Raw genomic sequence first — 19499 nt, forward strand, 5'->3', positions numbered from 1 at the left:
CTGGTAACTGGCAACCGGCAACTAACGCTCCTGCGTCAGCGTAAAAATGAGGATAACCCGGTCGTTGCTTTCCACAACCTCGAGATCATCTATGGTGCACCAGAGACGGTTGCCGTGATCTGTTTCAACCTGAATGCGACCGCCTTTGCTATAGTGAAACACTTTGAAGTCGTCAGGAGTAAGGATCATTTTGGTGATGATCGTATGCCCTTCCGTCAACGCTTCCATCTCTTCGTCAGGAATATCGCCGATAATAAAGTTTATTTTATACTCCATTATGAAGATTAGTTCCTATAGATAACGGTGAAAGCAAAAAAGTGATAAGCAGGAAGCCGGCCTCAGCGTTTATCTTCTTTGATTCGCTGCATACATCGGTGAGTGTACACAGGTTAACGAAAGCCGCTTCGTGGAAAAAAATTATACCAACGTGAGGTTTATGGGCGGCGTGGTAAGGGGATAATACAAGGTACGAAATACGAGGTACGAGGTACGATAGCCCGATTTGTATTCATCGTACTTCGTATTTCGTACCTCGTACCTTGACTATTTCTGTTCTTTCTTAAACTCAAGCGACGTAGAGTTCACACAATACCGCAAGCCGGTGGAGGTGGGGCCGTCATCGAACAGGTGGCCAAGGTGTGAGCCGCACTTGGCACACATGATCTCGGTTCTTACCATGCCATGACTCAGGTCGCGGGCAGTTTTGATCTTTCCGCCCGCAATTTCTTTATCGAAGCTCGGCCAGCCACAGGAAGAATCGAATTTCATATCGGAGGTGAAGAGCTCGTTTCCGCAGGCGGCGCAATAGTAGGTGCCTTTATCCTTGTTGTAGGTGAGCTTGCCTGTAAATGGGGCATCGGTTCCTTTCTCACGCAGCACATGGTACTGCTGAGGGGTGAGCATGCTTTTCCATTCTTCTTCGGTGCGGTTTATCTTTTGTGTCGTATCCATAGCTGATGTTTTTACCAGTGATGCTTTTTTATCCTGCGCTGCGTTTGGCCTGGTGCAGGCGAAAAAAATAATGGGGATGAGTGCGAAATAACGGTACATAATGTCGCTTTTTTAGTTTAACAATGATATGAACTGATTAATTCCTGATCAATATACGAAGTGTCCATGGCCGTTGGTTTTCGATCGGATTTAAGGCATTGGGCATTAGACAAAAGAGCTACATCAATACAAGCGATTGACAGGCATCGTAGAAGGTGTCACTGCCTGACGCTTCAACGGCTGTGGACTGTCCACCGTGGACCGTGGATTTTTTCAAATGATCACTTTCTGTAGATGGGTTTCAGCTCTTTCAGCTGCCCATCCACCGGCGGGATCCGGAGCTGCAGGATCTCTGCGATCAGCGGATAAACGTGGATGTTCCTGATCGCCTTTACCTTACTTCCCGGCTTGATGTTGGGACCTTTCGCGTAAAAGATCCCATGCATGTCCTTTACCTGGTCGGGATCATATCCATGTGCGCCGAATTTTGCGCCCAGGTTCATCTCCTGCCTGAATTTCACAGGATCGCCCGTAACAATGTATTTGCCTGGCCTGGCAACGATCAGCAGATCGCCGGCGCGTGGATGCGCATAGTGCCACTGCGTTGGAAAATCTTCCCGCCGGATCACCGTAAAATCTTTTTCTTTGGATTTGAGCAACGTGTAGAGCGAGTCTTTCTTTGCTGGCGACGCTGTATAAAGATGCGCCTGAGTGCCGCCGTTCGAGACTGTAACAGAACCTTCGCGGGTGGTGACGATCTCGTCCAGGAAAATATAAGTTTCGGGTGATTCTGTTAGCTCGCTCATGCCATGATCTGATACGACGACCACGTTGACGGGAAGTTTCGTGCTGTCAACACGGTGCATCAGGTTGCCGAGCAGCGAATCCATCGATAACACGTTTTGTTTCGTTTCCTCAGCCCATGGTCCATACCGGTGTGCCTCATAATCCGGCGACGAGAAATAAAGCGTGATCATGTGCGGTCTTTCTTTTTCAGGAAGCCCGAGCCATGCGATCACCTGGTCTACCCTTTTGTCGAAGGGAACAGATTGATCATAGTCATAGTAATAATCGGGATGAAGCCCTTCTGTTTTCAGCTCCGAACCCACCCAAAAATAGGAAGCTGAGCGTACGCCCTGCTCTTTGGCCAGGCGCCATAACGGAACGCCTCCATAATAGTAAGGGTCTGTCACCGCTTCCCGGATCCTCATACCGTATGGTTTTTTCCTGTCCGGATCGAAGAACGAATTATCCACGAGGCCATGGTTCCCGGGGTATAGGCCGGTGACCAGTGTATAGTGGTTGGGAAATGTTTTGGACGGAAAGGAGGGGATCAATCCTTCTGAAGCGGCTCCTTCTTTTATGAACGTCTTAAAGTTGGGCAGGTCAAAACGCTCTGTATAATCGGCGCGAAAGCCATCGAATGAGATGAGAATAACATAAGGGCGGGGCGATTGGCCCGAAACTAAAACCACCTGCAGCATCACTGCCAGCAGTACAACGATCTTTTTCATGTGCGCTAAATAACGCGAATATTTGCGAGCCGCAAAAGGCCGGATGTTATGAATGGATGACGTTTCTTGAATGGAATAACGTTCCAACCTTTTTTCCAGCCATGCTGTCTAAAAAACAAGAGCAATGCCCCAAGCCATATGCGCATGTTTAAAAAATATCTCGTTTGTTTGCTGGCGGTCGTTTCAGTGATGGGCTGCACCGATCACACATTTGAACCCCAGTTATCCAACACCTGCTCCGTACAGGATCCCGTTGAAGATCTTCCATGGCTCCGCCAAACGATCGAAGTCTATCGTCAATCGCCTCAAAAGAACTGGTTTATCCAGCAGGGAACGTATAAAGGACAAACCGTTTTTGCTTTCAATATCTGTTGTGCCAGCTGCAATTATGTCATCCCCGTTCACAATTGCAGTGGCGAACGTATCCTCGAGAATATTTACGTACAGGGAAACGCCGATCCGCTGGTAAGCGATCTTGTCACCATCGCCCAGGCAGAAGGTTTCAAATGCACACCGTAAAAGGGCTAACAGCGGTAGAAACGTTGATGGTAGCGTGTTGGTCGTGCTGGTGAAGAACACCAACACGGGCGCAGGGCGGTTTCACAGGCAACGGTAACAGTCGCGGTGCTGTATCCTGAATCGGACCTCTCCATTACCGTAATTTTCTATCTTTAGAGACAGATAGAAATATTATGAACAGATTCAATATTGTTTTGCTGATCGTTTTATTGGGATGTGTGCCCGTGTATGCACAGAAAAGAGCCCGTGACCATGGCATTAAGATCGGCGTACTTCAGCCGGGAAAGCTGAATGCCATCACAGACGTTGAAGGCGTTCTTGTGGGACATGTAACGCTTACTTCCGGCGCAACAGTACGGACTGGTGTAACTGCCATCCTTCCGCATAACGGAAATATCTTCCAGGAAAAAGTGCCGGCCGCTGTTTATGTGGGCAATGGCTTCGGCAAACTGGCCGGCACCACACAAGTGAAGGAGCTGGGAAATCTTGAGACACCTGTGATACTTACCAACACGCTCAGCGTGGCGGCCGGTATCGACGGCGTGGTGGAGCACAGCCTCCGGCAAAAAGGAAATGAGAATATTCAGTCGGTGAACGCCGTTGTAGGTGAAACGAACGACGGGTGGCTGAACGATATCCGCGGAAGGCATGTAACGAAAGCGCACGTGCTGGAAGCGATACAGCGTGCAAAGACCGGCGCTGTGGACGAAGGTAATGTGGGGGCAGGCACCGGCACCGTGTGCTTCGGATTCAAAGGCGGCATTGGAACTTCATCGCGTGTATTGCCGAAAGCTTCGGGAGGTTTTACGGTAGGGGTGCTGGTGCAAACGAACTTCGGCGGTGTGCTGCAGATCGACGGTGTGCCCGTAGGAGAGACGTTGAAACAGTTTTATCTCAGCAATCAGGTACAAGACGCGGATGGTTCATGCATGATGGTGGTGGCCACAGATGCACCGGTAGATGCACGCAACCTCGAGCGGATGGCGAAAAGAGCTGTTATGGGATTGGCAAAGACAGGTGGCATCGCCTCTAACGGCAGCGGAGATTATGTTATCACATTCTCAACTAACACGGGCGTAAGGATACCCCACAACACTGAAGAGAAAACACAGACAGTGTCGCTGCTGCGGAACGATGAAATGTCGCCGCTGTTCATGGCCGTGATCGAAGCCACGGAAGAAGCGATCATCAATTCACTCTTTATGGCGAGCACCATGGAAGGCCGCGAAGGACACGTGATTAAAGCCCTGCCGGTAGACGAGACGCTGAAGATCCTCCAAAAACATGGAGCAATCCGATAAGAGTCCATAGACCATAGTCCACGGTCCATAGCCGGGTAGTGCCATTTTCCGGAGCGCTCCACATACGAAGGTTGCCCCTTATGCCATGGACTATGGACCGTCGACCATGGACTCTCTTTCCTGAAGCTGCTAATACCCGTTTAGACATCCCTTGATGAAAATGAGTATATTGAACCAACCAAGATTTTGTGTTATGAAAAATGTGTCAATAGGTTGTTTCCTGTTCTTGCTGGTATCTGCATCGGCTTTCGGTCAGGCGCCGGTCAGGAACATCAAAGACCTGTCGTTTATGGCGGGCAAGTGGGTAACGCAAGGTGTATGGGGCGACATGGAAGAGAACTGGAGCGAGCCGATGGGCAACTCCATGATGTGCTCATACCGATGTGTGAAAAATGGAAAAGTTGTCTTTTATGAATTTATAGTCGTCGAACAGATGCCTGCCGGCCCCGTGATGAAGCTCCGTCACTTTAGCCCCGGCAACATTGCATGGGAAGATAAGGACAAACCTTATGAATATCCGCTGATCTTCCTGGATGACAACGTAGCCAGGTTCGAACGGCCCGATCAGAAAACTTCACTGACGTTTCAGCGACTGGCGCCCGACAAAATGAAAGTGATCCTCGAACGACAGGACAAAGACGGCAAGTGGGTGCAGGATGAGTTCAACTACGTTGCTTCGAAGTAATGAATAGTCCATGGTCTATAGTCGATGGTCCATGGCCTGCTGTGCTGAATTTTGTTTTCAGTGTCTTAAATAACATTATGGGCTGTTGAGAATTCACACTGCTCTACCATGGACTATGGACCATTGACCATGGACTAAAGATAGCTCAGCCACCAGTGACTGTGCGTGCTCTTGTAGCGGTTATACCATTTGCAGAGCGGATACAGGAAGATCACCACAGAGATCCAGCCAACATAGGCCCAGAAGAGAGAATAGCCCGCCTCCGCTGTAATGCCTCCGAACGACTTGTTGAAATGGAAATCGAGCTCTGACCATGAATGTCCTGACTTGTTCATATACAACAGCAGCGCAACGGCATGGATAATGTAAAAGTGCAGCACATAATAGAACAAGGGCACCCTGCCGAAAACCATAAAGGGTTTCAGCACACCGGTGCGGGCGCGTTCCATCCACGAAAGGATCATCAGCACCGGACCGAGCGTCATGAGGGTATACATCAATGACACGGGATATTTGGTGGTGTTGATAAAGCTCATAAAAGTGAATATTGCATTCTTCTGTGTGCTCCAGGGCGCGGGATCGCCATAACCATTAATGAAACGCAGCACTACAAACAACGCAACAGCGGCCAGCCCGATCCTGAACAGCAGCTTGTTTCGTTCTTCCGACCGGAACTGAGGTGTGTACAATCTGCCAAGACAATAGCCCAGTATCATGATGCCCAGCCAGGGGAGCAGCGGGTAAACTACAAAGAACGACTTATCGGCAGTTACATTGAAAAAGCCGGTCTGCCGCAGCATGACCCATACGGGGAACAAGGAGTCAGTAGGCTTCAGTTGGATACCGTCGGTCAGGTTGTGGCCAAAAACGATGAGCAATCCAATGGCGAGCACAGCACGGTAAGGCAGGTGGATCAGCGCAGCCATGCATACCATCGAGGCGCCGATGACCCAGATCACCTGGAATATGGTGACATCATAGTAGAGATTGAAAAAGAAGCTGAAGCGGATCACCACCACTTCCAGCAGGATGAGCCAGAGACCACGCGTCAGTAAAAAAATGGAAAGATCTTTTTTGGGCTTACGCTGGGCGCTGATGAAGATGGAGGTTCCAGCCAGGAACACGAACGTGGGGGCGCAGAAATGCGTGATCCAGCGGGTGAAGAACAGCACCGGCGTGGTAGTGTTCATGTCCGTAGGATTGTAGGCGAAGCCGCCCAGGTGAAAGAAATCACGGGCGTGGTCCAGCGCCATGATCACCATTACAATTCCCCGCATCAGGTCGATAGACGAAATGCGCGGCTTCTCGGTGAGCACATCAGCTGGGGCAGTCAGGGTTGTCATGGTGGCGTTTTTAAGACTCTTTTTTACGTTATTTGCATCTTGAAGTTGACCGTCAAGTGTTGTGAACCTGGAACAATTTAAGTTACTGTCTAAAAATAAGGAAAAGGAGAACCTTAAATTTCTTGCTGCCCTGAAGAAAAAGGACTCCCGCAAAGTGGATGATGAGTTCCATACACTGCACCACGAAGTGTTCGAAGAGATCGATTGCCTCACCTGTGCCAACTGCTGCAAGACTACCAGTCCTATCTTCTATCAGAACGACATTGAGCGGGTCGCAAAAGCATTGCGCATGAAGCCGGGTGACTTCATTGAAAAGTATCTGCGCATCGATGAAGATCGTGACTATGTGCTGAAGTCTTCACCATGCCCCTTCCTGGATGGCGACAATTATTGCTCCGTATATGAGAGTCGTCCCAAAGCCTGCCGCGAATATCCGCACACCGACAGAAAGAAGATGGTGCAGATCACTGACCTTACCTTTAAGAATACACAAGTGTGCCCTGCTGTGCTGGAGATGGTGGAGCGACTCAAAAAAATATTCTGAGGTGTGGTGACAAGGAACCAGGAGTAAAAAGCCAGGAGTCAGGAGGCTTCGCGCTGCGTACAAAAAAAGGCACTCCCCATGAAGTGCCTTTTTATAACAGACGTTATCTGCTTTCTGTAAACTAACTATGAACAATTAGGCTACCTGAGCCTCGAGTTTTTGAGCCAGTACTGATTTGGGTACAGCGCCTACCTGCTTGTCAACAATTTGTCCGGCTTTGAATACCAACAGGGTTGGAATGCTGCGGATGCCATAACGTGCAGTAACCGAAGGGTTCTCATCCACATTCAGTTTGCCGATCACGGCTTTGCCTTCATAATCGCCTGCAAGCTCTTCCACCACAGGACCGATCATCTTACAAGGGCCACACCATTCGGCCCAGAAATCAACAAGAACAGGTTTATCTGAATTGATGGTGGCGTCAAAATTGGCGTCATTCAGTACAATTGCTTTGCCCATTATTTTAATAATTTTAAAGGTTCAATATTCAAACATTAAGCCAACCGCAATAGTTCAAAAAAATCGCGGCAAAAACAAGGTTTGGGTGCTATTACTTTAAGCCGCAAAACCCGTGACCACAGGGCATTGCCGCCGGTGACCAGCACCGTTATCGCATCACTTCGTAGTCGACACCGAGAACCTTTTCAATTTTTTTGATGAACTCTGTTGCCGGTGAAACCTGGATCTTTCTCACCAGGATCGGCTCGGTCACAATATTCTCTTCCGATGATCTGAGCTTCAGGTAGAGCGATACTTTACCGCTATGCTGTTTTCCGAGATCTTCGATCTTACCGATGAAGTCCTTCGTAATATCTTCCGTATTCAGGTTCAGGGTAATTCCTTTCGTTCTCTTGAGGCCGATCTCATCCAGCAGGTCTATGTTCCGGATCTTGAATTCAAGGTTCATCTGTCCCCAGTTGTTCTTCACCACCATTCCCTCGATGAACAGGAACCAGCCCATGGTCATGAAATTTTTGAATCGCAGGTAATCCTCACCGAAGAGCACAAACGATGCATTTCCGCTGTAGTCTTCGATCGAAAATTTCCCAAAAGGTTTTCCCGTTTTTGTGGTGCGGTGCTCTACGGCGGAAACGATACCGCCCAGCTTCAGTTCCCTGCCCAGCAGCGGCTCCAGCTCGTTCAGCTGATTGCAGGCCGCTGTACAGAAGGTCTCCATCTCGAACTTGAAATTATCGAGCGGGTGTCCTGAAATATAAATGCCTACCACTTCCTTCTCCAGGTTCAGTTTTTCGATCTCACTGAAGGGCTCAACATTCTCGATCCTCGGCTTGGGCATGGCCGCTCCTGAAGCGCCGCCGAAAAGACTGGCCTGGGCGCTTTGTTCTTCCTGCTGTGTTTTGGCCGCAAACCGTATGGCCTTTTCGATGAGGCTGATGTCACCTTCACGCGCATAGACGTACTGTCTGCGATGAATGTCTTTGAAACAATCGAGTGCACCCGAGAGCGCAAGACATTCGAATGTTTTTTTGTTCACAGCGCGCTGGCTCAGGCGTTTCGCGAAATCGAAGATATCGGCATAGTGGCCCTTCTGCTCGCGTTCCTGGATGATGGCCTCTACAGCAGCATCGCCGGCACCTTTGATAGCTCCGAGACCGAAGCGGATCTCGCCGTTCTTGTTCACTTCGAAATAAACACCCGATTCGTTAATGTGCGGTCCCAGTACCCGGATGCCCAGGTTGCGGCATTCCTCGATGAAGAAGGTAACGTTCTCGAGGTTGCTTTGGGAGTGCGTGAGCACCGCCGCCATATATTCGGCCGGATAGTTCGCCTTCAGATAAGCAGTGTGATAAGCCACCAGCGAATAACAGGTGGAGTGCGATTTGTTGAACGCATACTGCGCAAAGGCTTCCCAGTCTGTCCAGATCTTTTCACAGATAGCCTGGTCGTGACCGTTCTTCTGACATCCCTGGATGAACTTGTCCTTCATCTTGTCAAGCACGGCCTTCTGCTTCTTACCCATCGCTTTACGGAGCACGTCGGCGTCACCTTTGCTGAAGCCCGCAAGCTTCTGCGACAGCAACATTACCTGTTCCTGGTAAACCGTGATACCATACGTTTCGGAAAGGAACTCGGCCATCTCCGGAAGATCGTACTTGATCGGCTCGCGCCCGTGCTTCCGGTTTACGAATGCCGGAATATATTCCATGGGCCCCGGACGATACAGGGCGTTCATGGCAATAAGGTCTTCAAATTTGTCGGGCTTCAGCTGGCGCAGGTACTTCTGCATTCCCACACTTTCAAACTGGAACGTGCCTGTTGTTTCGCCGCGTTGGAAGAGCTGGTAAGTAGTGGCATCATTCAACGGTACCTCGTCGATGTTGATGTCGATGCCGCGGCTCTTCTTGATGTTCTTTAAGGCTGTTCTGATAATGCTGAGGGTTGTGAGACCGAGAAAGTCCATCTTCAGCATGCCGGCACTCTCCACCACGCTGTTGTCGAACTGGGTCACCAGCATGTCAGAGTCCTTGGCGGTGGATACAGGCACGAACTTGGTCAGATCGTCAGGGGTGATGATCACACCGCAGGCATGCACGCCCGTGTTGCGCACCGATCCCTCGAGCACCACCGCCTGCTGGATCACTTCGGCCTTGAGGTCGCTTCCCTTTTTTATGTCGGCGAGCTCCTTCACTTCCTGGAAGGCGGCATCGAGTGTGGTGCCGGGCTTCTCGGGGATCATCTTGGCCAGCAGGTTGGCTTCGGTCAACGGAAGCTCCATCACCCTGGCGCAGTCGCGGATGGATGACTTGGCGGCCATGGTGCCGTACGTGATGATCTGGGCCACCTGGCTCTTGCCGTATTTGTCGATCACGTAGCGCAGTACCTTATCGCGTCCTTCGTCGTCAAAGTCGATATCGATATCGGGCAGTGACACCCGGTCGGGATTCAGAAAACGCTCGAACAGGAGGTCATACTTGATCGGGTCAACGTTGGTGATACCGATGCAATACGCTACGGCAGAACCCGCGGCGGATCCGCGGCCCGGCCCAACGCTCACGCCCATCTCACGCGCCTTTGACGTAAAGTCTTGCACGATGAGGAAGTAGCCTGGGTAACCCGTTTTCTGAATGGTGGCCAGCTCAAAATCAAGACGGTCTGCAATGGCCTGCGTGATCTCAGGGTATTTCTTTTTCGCTCCCTCGTACGTGAGGTAGCGCAGGTACTCGTCTTCCGTGTTGAACTCGGCAGGAATGTCGAACTTCGGAAGCAACACGTTGCGCTCCAGCGTATAACTCTCTATTTTACCCAGGATCTCGCTGATGGTCTCGATGGCTTCCGGCAGATCGCGGAAGATCGATCGCATCTCGTCTTGCGACTTGTAATAATACTGGTCGTTGGCCAGGCCAAGCCGGTGGCCGCGCCCATAGCCAATGGGTGTTGACATGAACTCGCCCTCTTTGATACAGAGCAGAACGTCGTGCGCCCGGGCTTCTTCTTTATCCAGGTAGAAGCACTCGTTGGCGGCGAAGTACTTTACATTGTATTTGGCGGCAAAGCGCAGCAGCGTTTCGTTCACGTGGTCTTCTTCCGCTACGCCGTGACGGTTCAGCTCTATATAGAAGTCGTCGCCAAACGTCTGGTGCCACCACTTGAATGCTTCTTCCGCCTGCTTCTCGCCCACGTGCAGGATCAGGTGCGGTACTTCGCTGTGAAGGTTGCCGGTGGTGGCGATGAGGTCTTGTTTGTACTGCTGTATGAGCTCTTTGTCGATGCGTGGATAGATGCCATACAAGCCTTCCGTAAATCCCAGCGAGCTCAGCTTGGCGAGGTTGTGATAACCATTCTTGTTCTTGGCCAGCAATACCTGCTGATAACGTTTGTCAGGATTGTCTTTTGTGAACTTCAGTTTCTTGCGCTCATCGGCGACGAAAAATTCACAACCCACTATTGGCTTGAGCTCATGGTTGATGGCTTCGCGCACAAACTTGAAGGCTCCGTACATGTTGCCCAGGTCCGTGATAGCGATGGCCGACATGCCCAGCTCTTTGGCTTTGGCCACCATCGCCTTGATATCGGGTGTTGCCTGGAGTACTGAGAACTGCGAGTGCGCGTGAAGGTGAACGAAGGGTTTGTCTGAGAGTGGTACATTCTCTTCGGTGAGAGAGTAGCCGGCTTCTTTCCGTTTTTCGCGTTTGGTGAAGTTGGCTGCTTCCAGGTTCGGCTCTTCGTAAACGATCTCTTCCGGCGGTGTGACGTCAAAAGGTTTAACTACTTTCTGCGTGATGAGCCCGAAGAAGCATCGCGCGGTGGCGGCAACGTCATACGATGCATCGTGCGCATCGCCGAAATCTTTGCCGAAAAGTTTTTCATGCAGCTCCACCAGCCTTGGCATTTTCAGCCTGCCGCCAATACCCCCAGTGAGCTGGCAGAATTCGATTGATGCGATGCCTGTATCGATCTTCTCCAGTTTCAGAAAATCGTCAATGGTCAGCTGATGTCGGAGGAACTCTGCACCCAGAATGCTGATATCGAACTCTATGTTATGACCGACCAGGAGCGAGGTTTTGGTGAGGTCTTGCGTGAAGATCTCCAGCACCTTGTTGAAGTCGTGGCCTTCTTCCAGCGCGCGTTTGGTGGAGATGCCGTGTACCTGCTCGGCTTTGTAAGGAATGTCGAAGCCGTTGGGTTTGATGATGAAATTCTGCCGCGAAACGAGCTTGCCTTTTGAGTCGTGAAGCTGCCAGGCAAGCTGTACCACGCGGGGCCAGTTGTCAAGGTCACTGATGGGTGCAGTTTTATTGTGCGGAATACCAGTGGTTTCCGTATCGAAGATCAAATACATGCGGTGTTCTGTAGTGGTGTAAAAGTGTAAAGTTAATCGGCTGAGAGATTTTCCAGTTAAACTCTCACCACTTTATAACAGGCGTCGTTAAAAAAATTGCTGCCTGTATTCTGAACACAATTTGTCTTAAAAACATCCATGCTATGAAGCTGGTAAAATACGCAAGGTACCCGGTCTCTCATCATCCTGTTAATCCTAAAATCCTGTTTAAATCCTGGTCCCATATTGAGAATTCCAGTTGTCAATTGAGCAGCATCTATCTACCATTGGCCTAACTAAAAGTACTTAAATTATTGCTAATCAATAAGTTATTAAAAGGGCCTGATTATTGATTTATCCCCGTCAAATTCTTAAAACCGCATATGAAATCGTTTCGTGAAAAAGTCACTTTATTCTTTAAAAAAGAGTGGTTTTTGTTGATCATGCTTGTAGCAATTGGTTTGATCTTTTTCCTTTTCGAGATCCTCTGAGCGGGTCATTAGTTCCCAGGACAGGCTTATTTAGAAATCTTTAAAATAAACTGACTTCATTGTTTGGTAAACCATCGGAGAGTATTTTTGGCGCCGACCTCAAACTCCTCGGTTTTAAAACTAGACTATGAATTGGTTTACGAATTTTTTCTCCAGCACACTCGGGAGAAAACTCATGATGGCCCTGACTGGCCTGTTCCTCATTCTTTTCCTGGCTGTGCATTTGGCCGGTAATCTTCAGTTGCTGAAAAGCGATGGTGGAAGAGCGTTCAATGTTTATGCGCACTTCATGACGCACAACCCGCTCATTGTCACCATCTCTGTTGTCAACTTCGCATTCATTGCCATTCACATTATATGGGCTGCTATCCTGACCAGGAGAAACCGTGCAGCGCGTGGCCCGGTGGGTTATGCCGTAACCAATAATTCTTCAAGCCTCACTTCCCGTAACATGGGCATACTGGGAACATTGATCCTGGTGTTCATCGTCATTCACCTGAGGAGCTTCTGGTATGAGACTCACTTTGGAAACATTCCGCTGGTAGATTATGATGGTTCACCCGTAAAAGATCTTTTCACCGTAGTGGATGTGGCTTATACCCAGCTCTGGTTTGTGGTGCTCTATGTAGTAAGCATGGCCATCGTAGGTTTCCACTTATATCACGGGTTCGGCAGCGCTTTCCAGACACTGGGCCTCAATCACGTAAAATATAATCCGGCCATCCGCTTTATCGGCGTGGCGTTTTCTATCGTTGTGCCTGTGCTATTTGCACTGATCCCGATTCTGATGTTTCTTGATATTACAATAGGTTAAGCATTTCCTTCCTTTATGAAATTAGATTCTAAAATCCCTGAAGGCCCTTTAGCCGAAAAATGGTCTAAGCATAAATTCAATCTCAAGCTGGTTAACCCCGCCAACAAGCGCAAGTATGAAGTGATTGTGGTTGGTACAGGACTGGCCGGTGCTTCTGCCGCTGCGTCGCTGGCAGAGCTTGGCTACAATGTGAAGGCCTTCTGCTTTCAGGACAGCCCCCGCCGTGCGCACAGTATAGCAGCCCAGGGAGGTATCAATGCAGCCAAAAATTATCGCAACGACGGCGATAGCATTTATCGCCTCTTCTACGATACCATCAAAGGTGGAGACTACAGGGCGCGTGAAGGTAACGTATACCGCCTGGCCGAAGTCAGTGTAGACATCATCGACCAGTGCGTTGCGCAAGGTGTACCGTTTGCCCGTGAATATGGTGGCCTGCTGGATAACCGCTCGTTCGGTGGTGCGCAGGTATCGAGAACATTTTATGCCCGTGGACAGACCGGTCAGCAGCTGCTGCTCGGTGCTTACAGCGCCCTGAACCGCCAGATCGCCAATGGCAAAGTGAAGATGTATACCAGAACGGAGATGCTGGATGTGGTGGTGTCAGACGGCAAAGCGCGGGGCATCATCACACGTGACCTCATTACCGGAAAAATAGAAGCGCACAGCGGCCATGCCGTGCTCCTGTGTACCGGCGGATACGGCAACGTATTCTTCCTCTCCACCAATGCAAAAGGTTCTAACGTGACCGCTGCCTGGAGAGCACACAAAAAAGGAGCGTTGTTCGGCAACCCCTGCTTCACACAGATCCACCCCACCTGTATTCCTGTTTCTGGCGATCACCAGTCGAAGCTTACGCTGATGTCTGAATCGCTGCGGAACGACGGTCGTGTGTGGGTTCCTAAAGTGGCGCGCCCGGGACTGAAAGCAAAAGATGCTGTAGCCATTCCCGAAGCAGACAGAGATTACTTCCTGGAAAGAAAATACCCGTCGTTTGGTAACCTCGTTCCCCGCGACGTGGCTTCACGCAACGCCAAATATGCCTGCGATGAAGGAAGGGGCGTGGGCTCAGGCCTGGCCGTGTTCCTCGATTTTGCCGATGCCATCAAACGCGACGGCAGAAAAGTGATCGAAGCCAAGTACGGCAACCTCTTCGATATGTATCAGCAGATCACCGGCGATAATCCTTACGAGATGCCGATGATGATCTACCCCGCCGTTCACTATACCATGGGCGGACTGTGGGTTGACTATAACCTGATGACCTCAGTACCCGGCCTCTATGCGCTGGGCGAAGCAAACTTCTCCGATCACGGTGCCAACCGCCTCGGCGCCAGCGCGCTGATGCAAGGCCTTGCCGACGGATACTTTGTGATCCCGTACACCATCGGCGATTACTTGGCCAACCTCGGATGGAGCGACAAGATCAGCACTGACCACCCTGCTTTCAGGGAATCGCTTGAAAATGTGCAGAGCAGGATCCAGAAGCTGCTGAGCATCAAAGGACGCAAAACCGTTGACGAGCTGCACCGCGAGCTGGGCCTCACCATGTGGGACTACTGCGGCATGTCGCGTACGGAAGAAGGCCTGAAGAAAGCCAAAACCAAGATCCAGGCACTGCGCGCAGAGTTCTGGGAAAACGTGAACGTGCTCGGGAGCAACAACGAGCTGAACCAGGAGCTCGAGAAGGCCGGACGTGTTGCCGACTTCATGGAGCTGGGTGAGCTGATGGTAGACGATGCGTTGAACCGTTCTGAATCCTGTGGCGGACACTTCCGCGAAGAATCACAGACCCCGGATGGTGAAGCGCTCCGCAATGACGAGAAATTCACGTACGTGTCTGCCTGGGAATATAAAGGCGACAACCAGCCCGAAGTTCTCCACAAGGAAGAACTGATTTTTGAAAATGTAAAACCGAGTCAAAGAAGTTACAAGTAATATGAAAATCACGCTCAAAGTCTGGAGACAAAAAAGCAAAGACGCGAAAGGTGAATTCAAAACCTATCCGCTCGACCACGTGTCGCAGGACATGTCCTTTCTGGAGATGTTCGATGTGCTGAACAACGACCTGGTGAGAAAGGGTGAAGACCCCGTAGCGTTTGACCATGATTGTCGTGAAGGTATCTGCGGCATGTGCAGCATGTACATCAATGGCCGCCCCCACGGGCCGCTCCAGACAACTACCTGCCAGCTTCATATGCGTACCTTCAAGGACGGCGAGACCATCACGGTGGAGCCCTGGAGAGCCAAAGCGTTCCCCATCATTAAAGACCTGGTGGTAGACAGAACTTCGTTTGAGCGCATCCAGCAGGCGGGCGGATACATTTCCGTGAACACGGGAGGTGTCCCTGATGCCAATGAGATCCCGATCCCGAAGATCGATGCAGATAAGGCCTTCGATGCTGCGGCGTGTATCGGTTGTGGCGCCTGTGTTGCTGCCTGCAAGAACGCTTCAGCCATGCTGTTTGTGAGCGCCAAGGTTTCACAACTTGCCCTGTTACCACAAGGACAGCCTGAGCGTAAAACACGGGTGGAGAATATGGTGGCCCAGATGGATGCCGAAGATTTTGGCGCCTGCACCAACACCCTGGCTTGCGAAGCTGAATGCCCCAAAGGTATCAGCGTCACCAACATCGCCCGCATGAACCGCGAATACTTCTCGGCGAAGGCTTCGTCGGAGAATGCTTAAAGGAACTACTAAGTGCTACGAAAGCCGCCCGAGTTAGGCGGCTTTTTTATGCTTCGTAACTGGCGATTAGTTTAAAGTTTGAAGTTTAAAGTTTAAGGTTCGATGCGGCTTTGGGTTATACTTGAAACTTTAAACCTGTAACTTTAAACCTTAACTCATCTGGTAACTAGCAACCGGTAACTGGGCTCCGTAACAGATTCTCGCAAAATTAGTCTACCTTTGCGCCTTAACATCTATACATGCAATCTTTCGAAACCCTGGGATTATCCGGGGAATTGGTTCAGGCCGTCCGCAAACTAGGCTTTGAGCAACCCACGCCAGTCCAACTTAAAGCTATACCGGTATTGTTAGAGGGGAATCAGGACGTAGTAGCCCTGGCCCAGACAGGTACCGGAAAAACCGCCGCTTTTGGCCTGCCGCTCATTGACCTGATCGACGACTTCGACCGCACCACCCAGGCGCTTGTGCTGGCTCCCACGCGTGAGCTGTGCCTCCAGATCACCAACGATTTCGGAAATTTTTCGAAATCGGTAAAACAGCTGAACATCGTTCCGGTTTATGGTGGCGCCAGCATCGCCGAGCAGATCAGGCGGGTGAAAAAAGGAGCCCAGATCATTGTGGCTACGCCCGGACGTCTGATGGACCTGCTTTCACGCAAAGTGATCAACCTGGCAGACATTCGCTTCGTAGTGCTCGATGAAGCCGACGAGATGCTCAACATGGGCTTCAAAGAAGATATCGACCACATCCTCTCCCATACACCTGATGAAAAGAATGTGTGGCTGTTCTCCGCGACAATGCCCCGCGAGGTGCGTAACATCGCGAACACGTACATGAACAACCCTGCCGAGCTCACGGTAGGAGAGAAGAACCAGAGCAACCGGAACATCGAGCACCAGTATATGGTGATGGATGAGAAAGACCGATACGCCGCGCTGAAGCGTGTGGTCGACATCAACCTCGATATTTTTGGTGTTATTTTCTGCCGCACCAAGGTAGATACGCAACGTGTGGCCGAGCACCTGATCAAGGACGGCTACAATGCCGATGCACTCCACGGTGACCTTACGCAGCAGCAGCGCGACAGGGTGATGCGCAATTTCAAAAGCAAAGCCCTGCAATTGCTGGTGGCTACTGATGTGGCTGCCCGTGGCATCGATGTGAGCAACATCACACACGTGATTCACATGAACCTGCCCGATGAAATAGAATTTTATACACACCGCAGCGGCCGTACTGCACGTGCCGGTAAGACCGGGATCTCCATCGCCCTGATCACCCGCAAGGAAGTGGCCAAGATCAAACAGATCGAAAAAGTGATCCAGGCCAAGTTCGAAAAGAAACAGGTGCCCACCGGAATAGAGGTGTGTGAAAAAAGGGTACTGAATATTGTACGCAGGCTGCGCGAAGTTCACCTCGCCGAAGAAGAGATCGCTTCGTTTTTGCCTTCTGTCTATGAAGCCCTGAACGACCTCAGCAAAGAAGAGATCATCAAACGTTTTACATCACTCGAGTTCAACCACTTCCTCGACTACTACCGCGATGCCCCTGACCTCAACAGGAGTGATAAGGCAGAGCGCCACGAGAGAGAGGCAGGCGGTGGAAGCGGCCGTTACGTTACCGGTGCCCGCCTGTTCATCAACCTCGGCAAAATGGATGGCCTGGATGCCGGCAAGCTGCTGGCACTGGTATGTGACCGCGCCAATATCTCGCGCGACCATATCGGCAAGATCGACCTGAAAGGCGCCTATTCATTTGTAGAAGTGGATAAGAGTCACGCCGACCTCGTCAAGGATAACCTGCATGGCTTCGAATTCAAAGGCCGCATTGTGCGCATAGAAGTGACTGACTCCAAGAGTGAATCTTCCAGTAAGAAGAAGAGCTTCGGAGGAAAAAGTAAGGGGCGGGATAGAAGACGCTGGTGAAATAGTAGGCAGTAGGCAACCCCCGATAAATCGGGGCAGTAGGCAAAGGACGAGTTACAGCAAATTCAGATAAGCTTCGAATGTATTGAGAGCGTAGCACAGTCTTGTATCTCATCGCCTGTACTTTGCCTACTGCCATGATCGCTTGCGATCATGATTTGCCTACTGCCTACTAGTCTTCCGCTACCATCTGGAACAGTGGCTTTTTTTCGAGGAAGGTATCCTGATCGATCTCTTTCAGCAGCATTTTATTTTCATCCAGGAACTTGTTGTATTCCGTGGCAATGCGGTCATATTCTTCGCGGTAGTTATCTACGCGCTGATCGGCGGTGCGGATCGATTCAACAAGCTTCTGCAGGGTGGAGTTATAAGCAAATTCCGTTTGTGATTCAGCCAGGCTGATGAGCTCGGTCACCAGCGAGTTCGACGCAAAGTCATATTCTTCAATGACGTGCGCATTCTCCATCGATTTTTGTGTATAACGTGAAAGTACCAGGCGATCGAGCCGCTCTTCATAGCTTTTTAAGGCGTCGCGGTTGGCGGGATTTGAAACTTTGAGCTCGTGAAGCAGGTTGTGCATGGCCTTGATCTTCTGGTTGTCGTCCGTGATCATGGTGTTCCAGGTCTCCAGCATGCTGTCTTTGAGGTTGAGATAGGTCTCTGTAAGCGAATCTACCTTTGTAAAGTGGGGGGCATCAGTCTTTTGCCGCTCTTCGCAGCTGCAGCAGAGATAGAAAATGCTGCAAGACAATACAATACCCGGTAAATATAGCTTAAAGTTCATGACAAGGGCTCCTTAACGTGACTTACGGCACAGGGTGAAAAATGTTTTGACTGGGCCGGGACAAATCCGGGACGATGTACCATTTTTAACGAATTTACAGTGTTTTAAGGGGGTATCACAGGGGTTTAAACTGCTCAAAAGCTTCGTGGCACGTATTGCAATAATGGATCGACCTGCACAGCGTGGGGCCAAAGGCGTTTTTGAGCTCGGTATCGGTACCATTGCATCGCGGGCAGGGCACATGCTCCAGCACATCAAGGTCCGTGAACAATTCCCCGGAAGGAGGCGGTGCCAGCCCGAACTGCTTCAGTGCCTGTCTTCCCTTATCGGAGATGAGGTCAGAATGCCAGGGCTTGCGATAAGAGACTTCAATGTCCACCTTCTCCACGCCCTTGCTTTTCAATACTTCCGTGATCCCGGATTTCATCAGGTCCAGCGCCGGGCATCCTACGAACGTTGGGGTCATCACGATCTTCACGTCACTGCCTTCAACATTCACTTCCGTGATCACACCAAGGTCTACCAGCGACAGCACAGGGATCTCCGGATCCTTGACGTCCTCAAGCCAGTGGTAGATCATGGATGATGAAAGCGCCGTCATTGATTTTTAGTTGTAAACGATGTCGAACGAACCGGCAATGATCTGGTTCAGGTGGTGCTTCATGTGTTTTACATAATCTTCCGCCAGCCACTGCAGGCTGTGAAGGTTCTCCTTCTCTTTGCCGGTATTACAGGTGCGGTTGTAGTTCTCAACGGGCATGTTGCTCAGCACTTTCGCGATGCGCTGGTTGGTGAGCACCCACAGGCGGATCACGTCGTCCTTATCCATGCTTTGATAACCATTGGCCGTTACCCAGAAATCCTGCTGGTAAGTGATCTGCGGTTTATTCTCATACTGACCACAGATAAACCTTCGCAGGTTATTCTGCCCTGAGTCGATCAGGTGTCCCAGCACTTCTTTCTTGCTCCACTTATGGGGCAACGGCTTCGCCGAAAATTCCTGATCAGCAATACCGCCGATCTTCGCAGAAAACAAATTCACAATGGCGTTAAGTTCTTCAACAGTGTTTTTCATGGTTTAACTCGCTGGGGGTTACAATTGCCGGTTTGGGTTTAGTTG

The 19499-nt window shown here is 50.5% G+C and carries 17 protein-coding genes; 8 read left to right on the forward strand and 9 right to left on the reverse strand.

Going from position 1 to position 19499, the window contains the following annotated elements; translation table 11 throughout:
* Positions 1 to 21: 21 nt before the first annotated feature.
* From KK083_RS13680 to KK083_RS13690, 3 genes are all read right to left on the reverse strand, one after another.
* Complete coding sequence (locus tag KK083_RS13680) at positions 22 to 276, reverse strand: hypothetical protein (RefSeq protein ID WP_254163810.1); 255 nt, start codon at positions 274 to 276, stop codon at positions 22 to 24.
* Between the two features lie 267 nt (positions 277 to 543).
* A complete protein-coding gene (gene msrB / locus KK083_RS13685) occupies positions 544 to 1050 on the reverse strand; it encodes a peptide-methionine (R)-S-oxide reductase MsrB (RefSeq protein ID WP_254163811.1) in 507 nt (168 codons plus the stop codon).
* 221 nt (positions 1051 to 1271) lie between these two features.
* On the reverse strand, positions 1272 to 2504 hold the full coding sequence (locus tag KK083_RS13690) for an alkaline phosphatase family protein (RefSeq protein ID WP_254163812.1): 1233 nt from the start codon (positions 2502 to 2504) through the stop codon (positions 1272 to 1274).
* A 144-nt stretch (positions 2505 to 2648) separates the two neighbouring features.
* On the opposite strand from KK083_RS13690, the gene KK083_RS13695 reads away from it, so the two are divergent.
* The 3 genes from KK083_RS13695 (at position 2649) to KK083_RS13705 (ending at position 5009) form a co-directional block, all read left to right on the forward strand.
* The gene (locus KK083_RS13695) at positions 2649 to 3023 is read left to right on the forward strand and encodes a hypothetical protein (protein ID WP_254163813.1); all 375 of its coding nucleotides are present in this window, start codon (positions 2649 to 2651) and stop codon (positions 3021 to 3023) included.
* A 173-nt stretch (positions 3024 to 3196) separates the two neighbouring features.
* A complete protein-coding gene (locus tag KK083_RS13700) occupies positions 3197 to 4324 on the forward strand; it encodes a DmpA family aminopeptidase (RefSeq protein WP_254163814.1) in 1128 nt (375 codons plus the stop codon).
* Positions 4325 to 4517: 193 nt separating this feature from the next.
* Positions 4518 to 5009 carry a DUF6265 family protein gene (locus tag KK083_RS13705; protein WP_254163815.1) on the forward strand — a complete coding sequence of 164 codons (492 nt, stop codon included), beginning with the start codon at positions 4518 to 4520 and terminating at the stop codon, positions 5007 to 5009.
* Positions 5010 to 5143: 134 nt separating this feature from the next.
* Here the strand turns inward: KK083_RS13705 and KK083_RS13710 are convergent, their stop codons facing one another.
* Positions 5144 to 6352 (reverse strand): acetyltransferase domain-containing protein, encoded by a 1209-nt coding sequence (locus KK083_RS13710; RefSeq protein WP_254163816.1) that lies wholly within the window; start codon positions 6350 to 6352, stop codon positions 5144 to 5146.
* Between the two features lie 61 nt (positions 6353 to 6413).
* Between KK083_RS13710 and KK083_RS13715 the strand changes: the two genes are divergently transcribed.
* Positions 6414 to 6896, forward strand: coding sequence for a YkgJ family cysteine cluster protein (locus KK083_RS13715; protein ID WP_254163817.1), 483 nt, complete (start codon positions 6414 to 6416; stop codon positions 6894 to 6896).
* Positions 6897 to 7031: 135 nt separating this feature from the next.
* Here the strand turns inward: KK083_RS13715 and trxA are convergent, their stop codons facing one another.
* Together trxA and dnaE are read right to left on the reverse strand one after the other, a co-directional pair.
* Positions 7032 to 7355, reverse strand: coding sequence for a thioredoxin (trxA, locus tag KK083_RS13720; protein WP_254163818.1), 324 nt, complete (start codon positions 7353 to 7355; stop codon positions 7032 to 7034).
* A 148-nt stretch (positions 7356 to 7503) separates the two neighbouring features.
* The gene (dnaE, locus tag KK083_RS13725) at positions 7504 to 11697 is read right to left on the reverse strand and encodes a DNA polymerase III subunit alpha (RefSeq protein ID WP_254163819.1); all 4194 of its coding nucleotides are present in this window, start codon (positions 11695 to 11697) and stop codon (positions 7504 to 7506) included.
* Between the two features lie 597 nt (positions 11698 to 12294).
* On the opposite strand from dnaE, the gene KK083_RS13730 reads away from it, so the two are divergent.
* The 4 genes from KK083_RS13730 to KK083_RS13745 all read left to right on the forward strand — a co-directional run bounded on the left by KK083_RS13730 (position 12295) and on the right by KK083_RS13745 (position 17595).
* Positions 12295 to 12981 carry a succinate dehydrogenase cytochrome b subunit gene (locus tag KK083_RS13730; protein ID WP_254163820.1) on the forward strand — a complete coding sequence of 229 codons (687 nt, stop codon included), beginning with the start codon at positions 12295 to 12297 and terminating at the stop codon, positions 12979 to 12981.
* A gap of 15 nt (positions 12982 to 12996) precedes the next feature.
* A complete protein-coding gene (locus KK083_RS13735) occupies positions 12997 to 14919 on the forward strand; it encodes a fumarate reductase/succinate dehydrogenase flavoprotein subunit (RefSeq protein ID WP_254163821.1) in 1923 nt (640 codons plus the stop codon).
* A gap of 1 nt (position 14920) precedes the next feature.
* The gene (locus tag KK083_RS13740; RefSeq protein WP_254163822.1) at positions 14921 to 15670 is read left to right on the forward strand and encodes a succinate dehydrogenase/fumarate reductase iron-sulfur subunit; all 750 of its coding nucleotides are present in this window, start codon (positions 14921 to 14923) and stop codon (positions 15668 to 15670) included.
* Between the two features lie 239 nt (positions 15671 to 15909).
* On the forward strand, positions 15910 to 17595 hold the full coding sequence (locus KK083_RS13745; protein WP_262899519.1) for a DEAD/DEAH box helicase: 1686 nt from the start codon (positions 15910 to 15912) through the stop codon (positions 17593 to 17595).
* Positions 17596 to 17767: 172 nt separating this feature from the next.
* Here the strand turns inward: KK083_RS13745 and KK083_RS13750 are convergent, their stop codons facing one another.
* From KK083_RS13750 to KK083_RS13760, 3 genes are all read right to left on the reverse strand, one after another.
* Positions 17768 to 18379 carry a hypothetical protein gene (locus KK083_RS13750; protein WP_254163824.1) on the reverse strand — a complete coding sequence of 204 codons (612 nt, stop codon included), beginning with the start codon at positions 18377 to 18379 and terminating at the stop codon, positions 17768 to 17770.
* A 115-nt stretch (positions 18380 to 18494) separates the two neighbouring features.
* The gene (paaD, locus tag KK083_RS13755; protein ID WP_254163825.1) at positions 18495 to 18980 is read right to left on the reverse strand and encodes a 1,2-phenylacetyl-CoA epoxidase subunit PaaD; all 486 of its coding nucleotides are present in this window, start codon (positions 18978 to 18980) and stop codon (positions 18495 to 18497) included.
* 6 nt (positions 18981 to 18986) lie between these two features.
* A complete protein-coding gene (locus tag KK083_RS13760) occupies positions 18987 to 19454 on the reverse strand; it encodes a DinB family protein (protein ID WP_254163826.1) in 468 nt (155 codons plus the stop codon).
* Positions 19455 to 19499: the final 45 nt, after the last annotated feature.

It is taken from the genome of Chryseosolibacter histidinae (genome assembly GCF_018598225.1).
Classification (GTDB): Bacteria; Bacteroidota; Bacteroidia; order Cytophagales; family Cyclobacteriaceae; genus Chryseosolibacter; species Chryseosolibacter histidini.

Bases quoted from the DNA above. Each gene is read 5' to 3' on its own strand.
- KK083_RS13735 (WP_254163821.1), top strand. From the start codon at position 12,997: ATGAAATTAGATTCTAAAATCCCTGAAGGCCCTTTAGCCGAAAAATGG.
- KK083_RS13710 (WP_254163816.1), bottom strand. From the start codon at position 6,352: ATGACAACCCTGACTGCCCCAGCTGATGTGCTCACCGAGAAGCCGCGC.
- KK083_RS13680 (WP_254163810.1), bottom strand. From the start codon at position 276: ATGGAGTATAAAATAAACTTTATTATCGGCGATATTCCTGACGAAGAG.
- KK083_RS13695 (WP_254163813.1), top strand. From the start codon at position 2,649: ATGTTTAAAAAATATCTCGTTTGTTTGCTGGCGGTCGTTTCAGTGATG.
- KK083_RS13740 (WP_254163822.1), top strand. From the start codon at position 14,921: ATGAAAATCACGCTCAAAGTCTGGAGACAAAAAAGCAAAGACGCGAAA.
- msrB (WP_254163811.1), bottom strand. From the start codon at position 1,050: ATGTACCGTTATTTCGCACTCATCCCCATTATTTTTTTCGCCTGCACC.
- KK083_RS13690 (WP_254163812.1), bottom strand. From the start codon at position 2,504: ATGAAAAAGATCGTTGTACTGCTGGCAGTGATGCTGCAGGTGGTTTTA.
- trxA (WP_254163818.1), bottom strand. From the start codon at position 7,355: ATGGGCAAAGCAATTGTACTGAATGACGCCAATTTTGACGCCACCATC.
- paaD (WP_254163825.1), bottom strand. From the start codon at position 18,980: ATGACGGCGCTTTCATCATCCATGATCTACCACTGGCTTGAGGACGTC.
- KK083_RS13760 (WP_254163826.1), bottom strand. From the start codon at position 19,454: ATGAAAAACACTGTTGAAGAACTTAACGCCATTGTGAATTTGTTTTCT.
- KK083_RS13730 (WP_254163820.1), top strand. From the start codon at position 12,295: ATGAATTGGTTTACGAATTTTTTCTCCAGCACACTCGGGAGAAAACTC.
- KK083_RS13745 (WP_262899519.1), top strand. From the start codon at position 15,910: ATGCAATCTTTCGAAACCCTGGGATTATCCGGGGAATTGGTTCAGGCC.
- KK083_RS13700 (WP_254163814.1), top strand. From the start codon at position 3,197: ATGAACAGATTCAATATTGTTTTGCTGATCGTTTTATTGGGATGTGTG.
- KK083_RS13705 (WP_254163815.1), top strand. From the start codon at position 4,518: ATGAAAAATGTGTCAATAGGTTGTTTCCTGTTCTTGCTGGTATCTGCA.
- KK083_RS13750 (WP_254163824.1), bottom strand. From the start codon at position 18,379: ATGAACTTTAAGCTATATTTACCGGGTATTGTATTGTCTTGCAGCATT.
- dnaE (WP_254163819.1), bottom strand. From the start codon at position 11,697: ATGTATTTGATCTTCGATACGGAAACCACTGGTATTCCGCACAATAAA.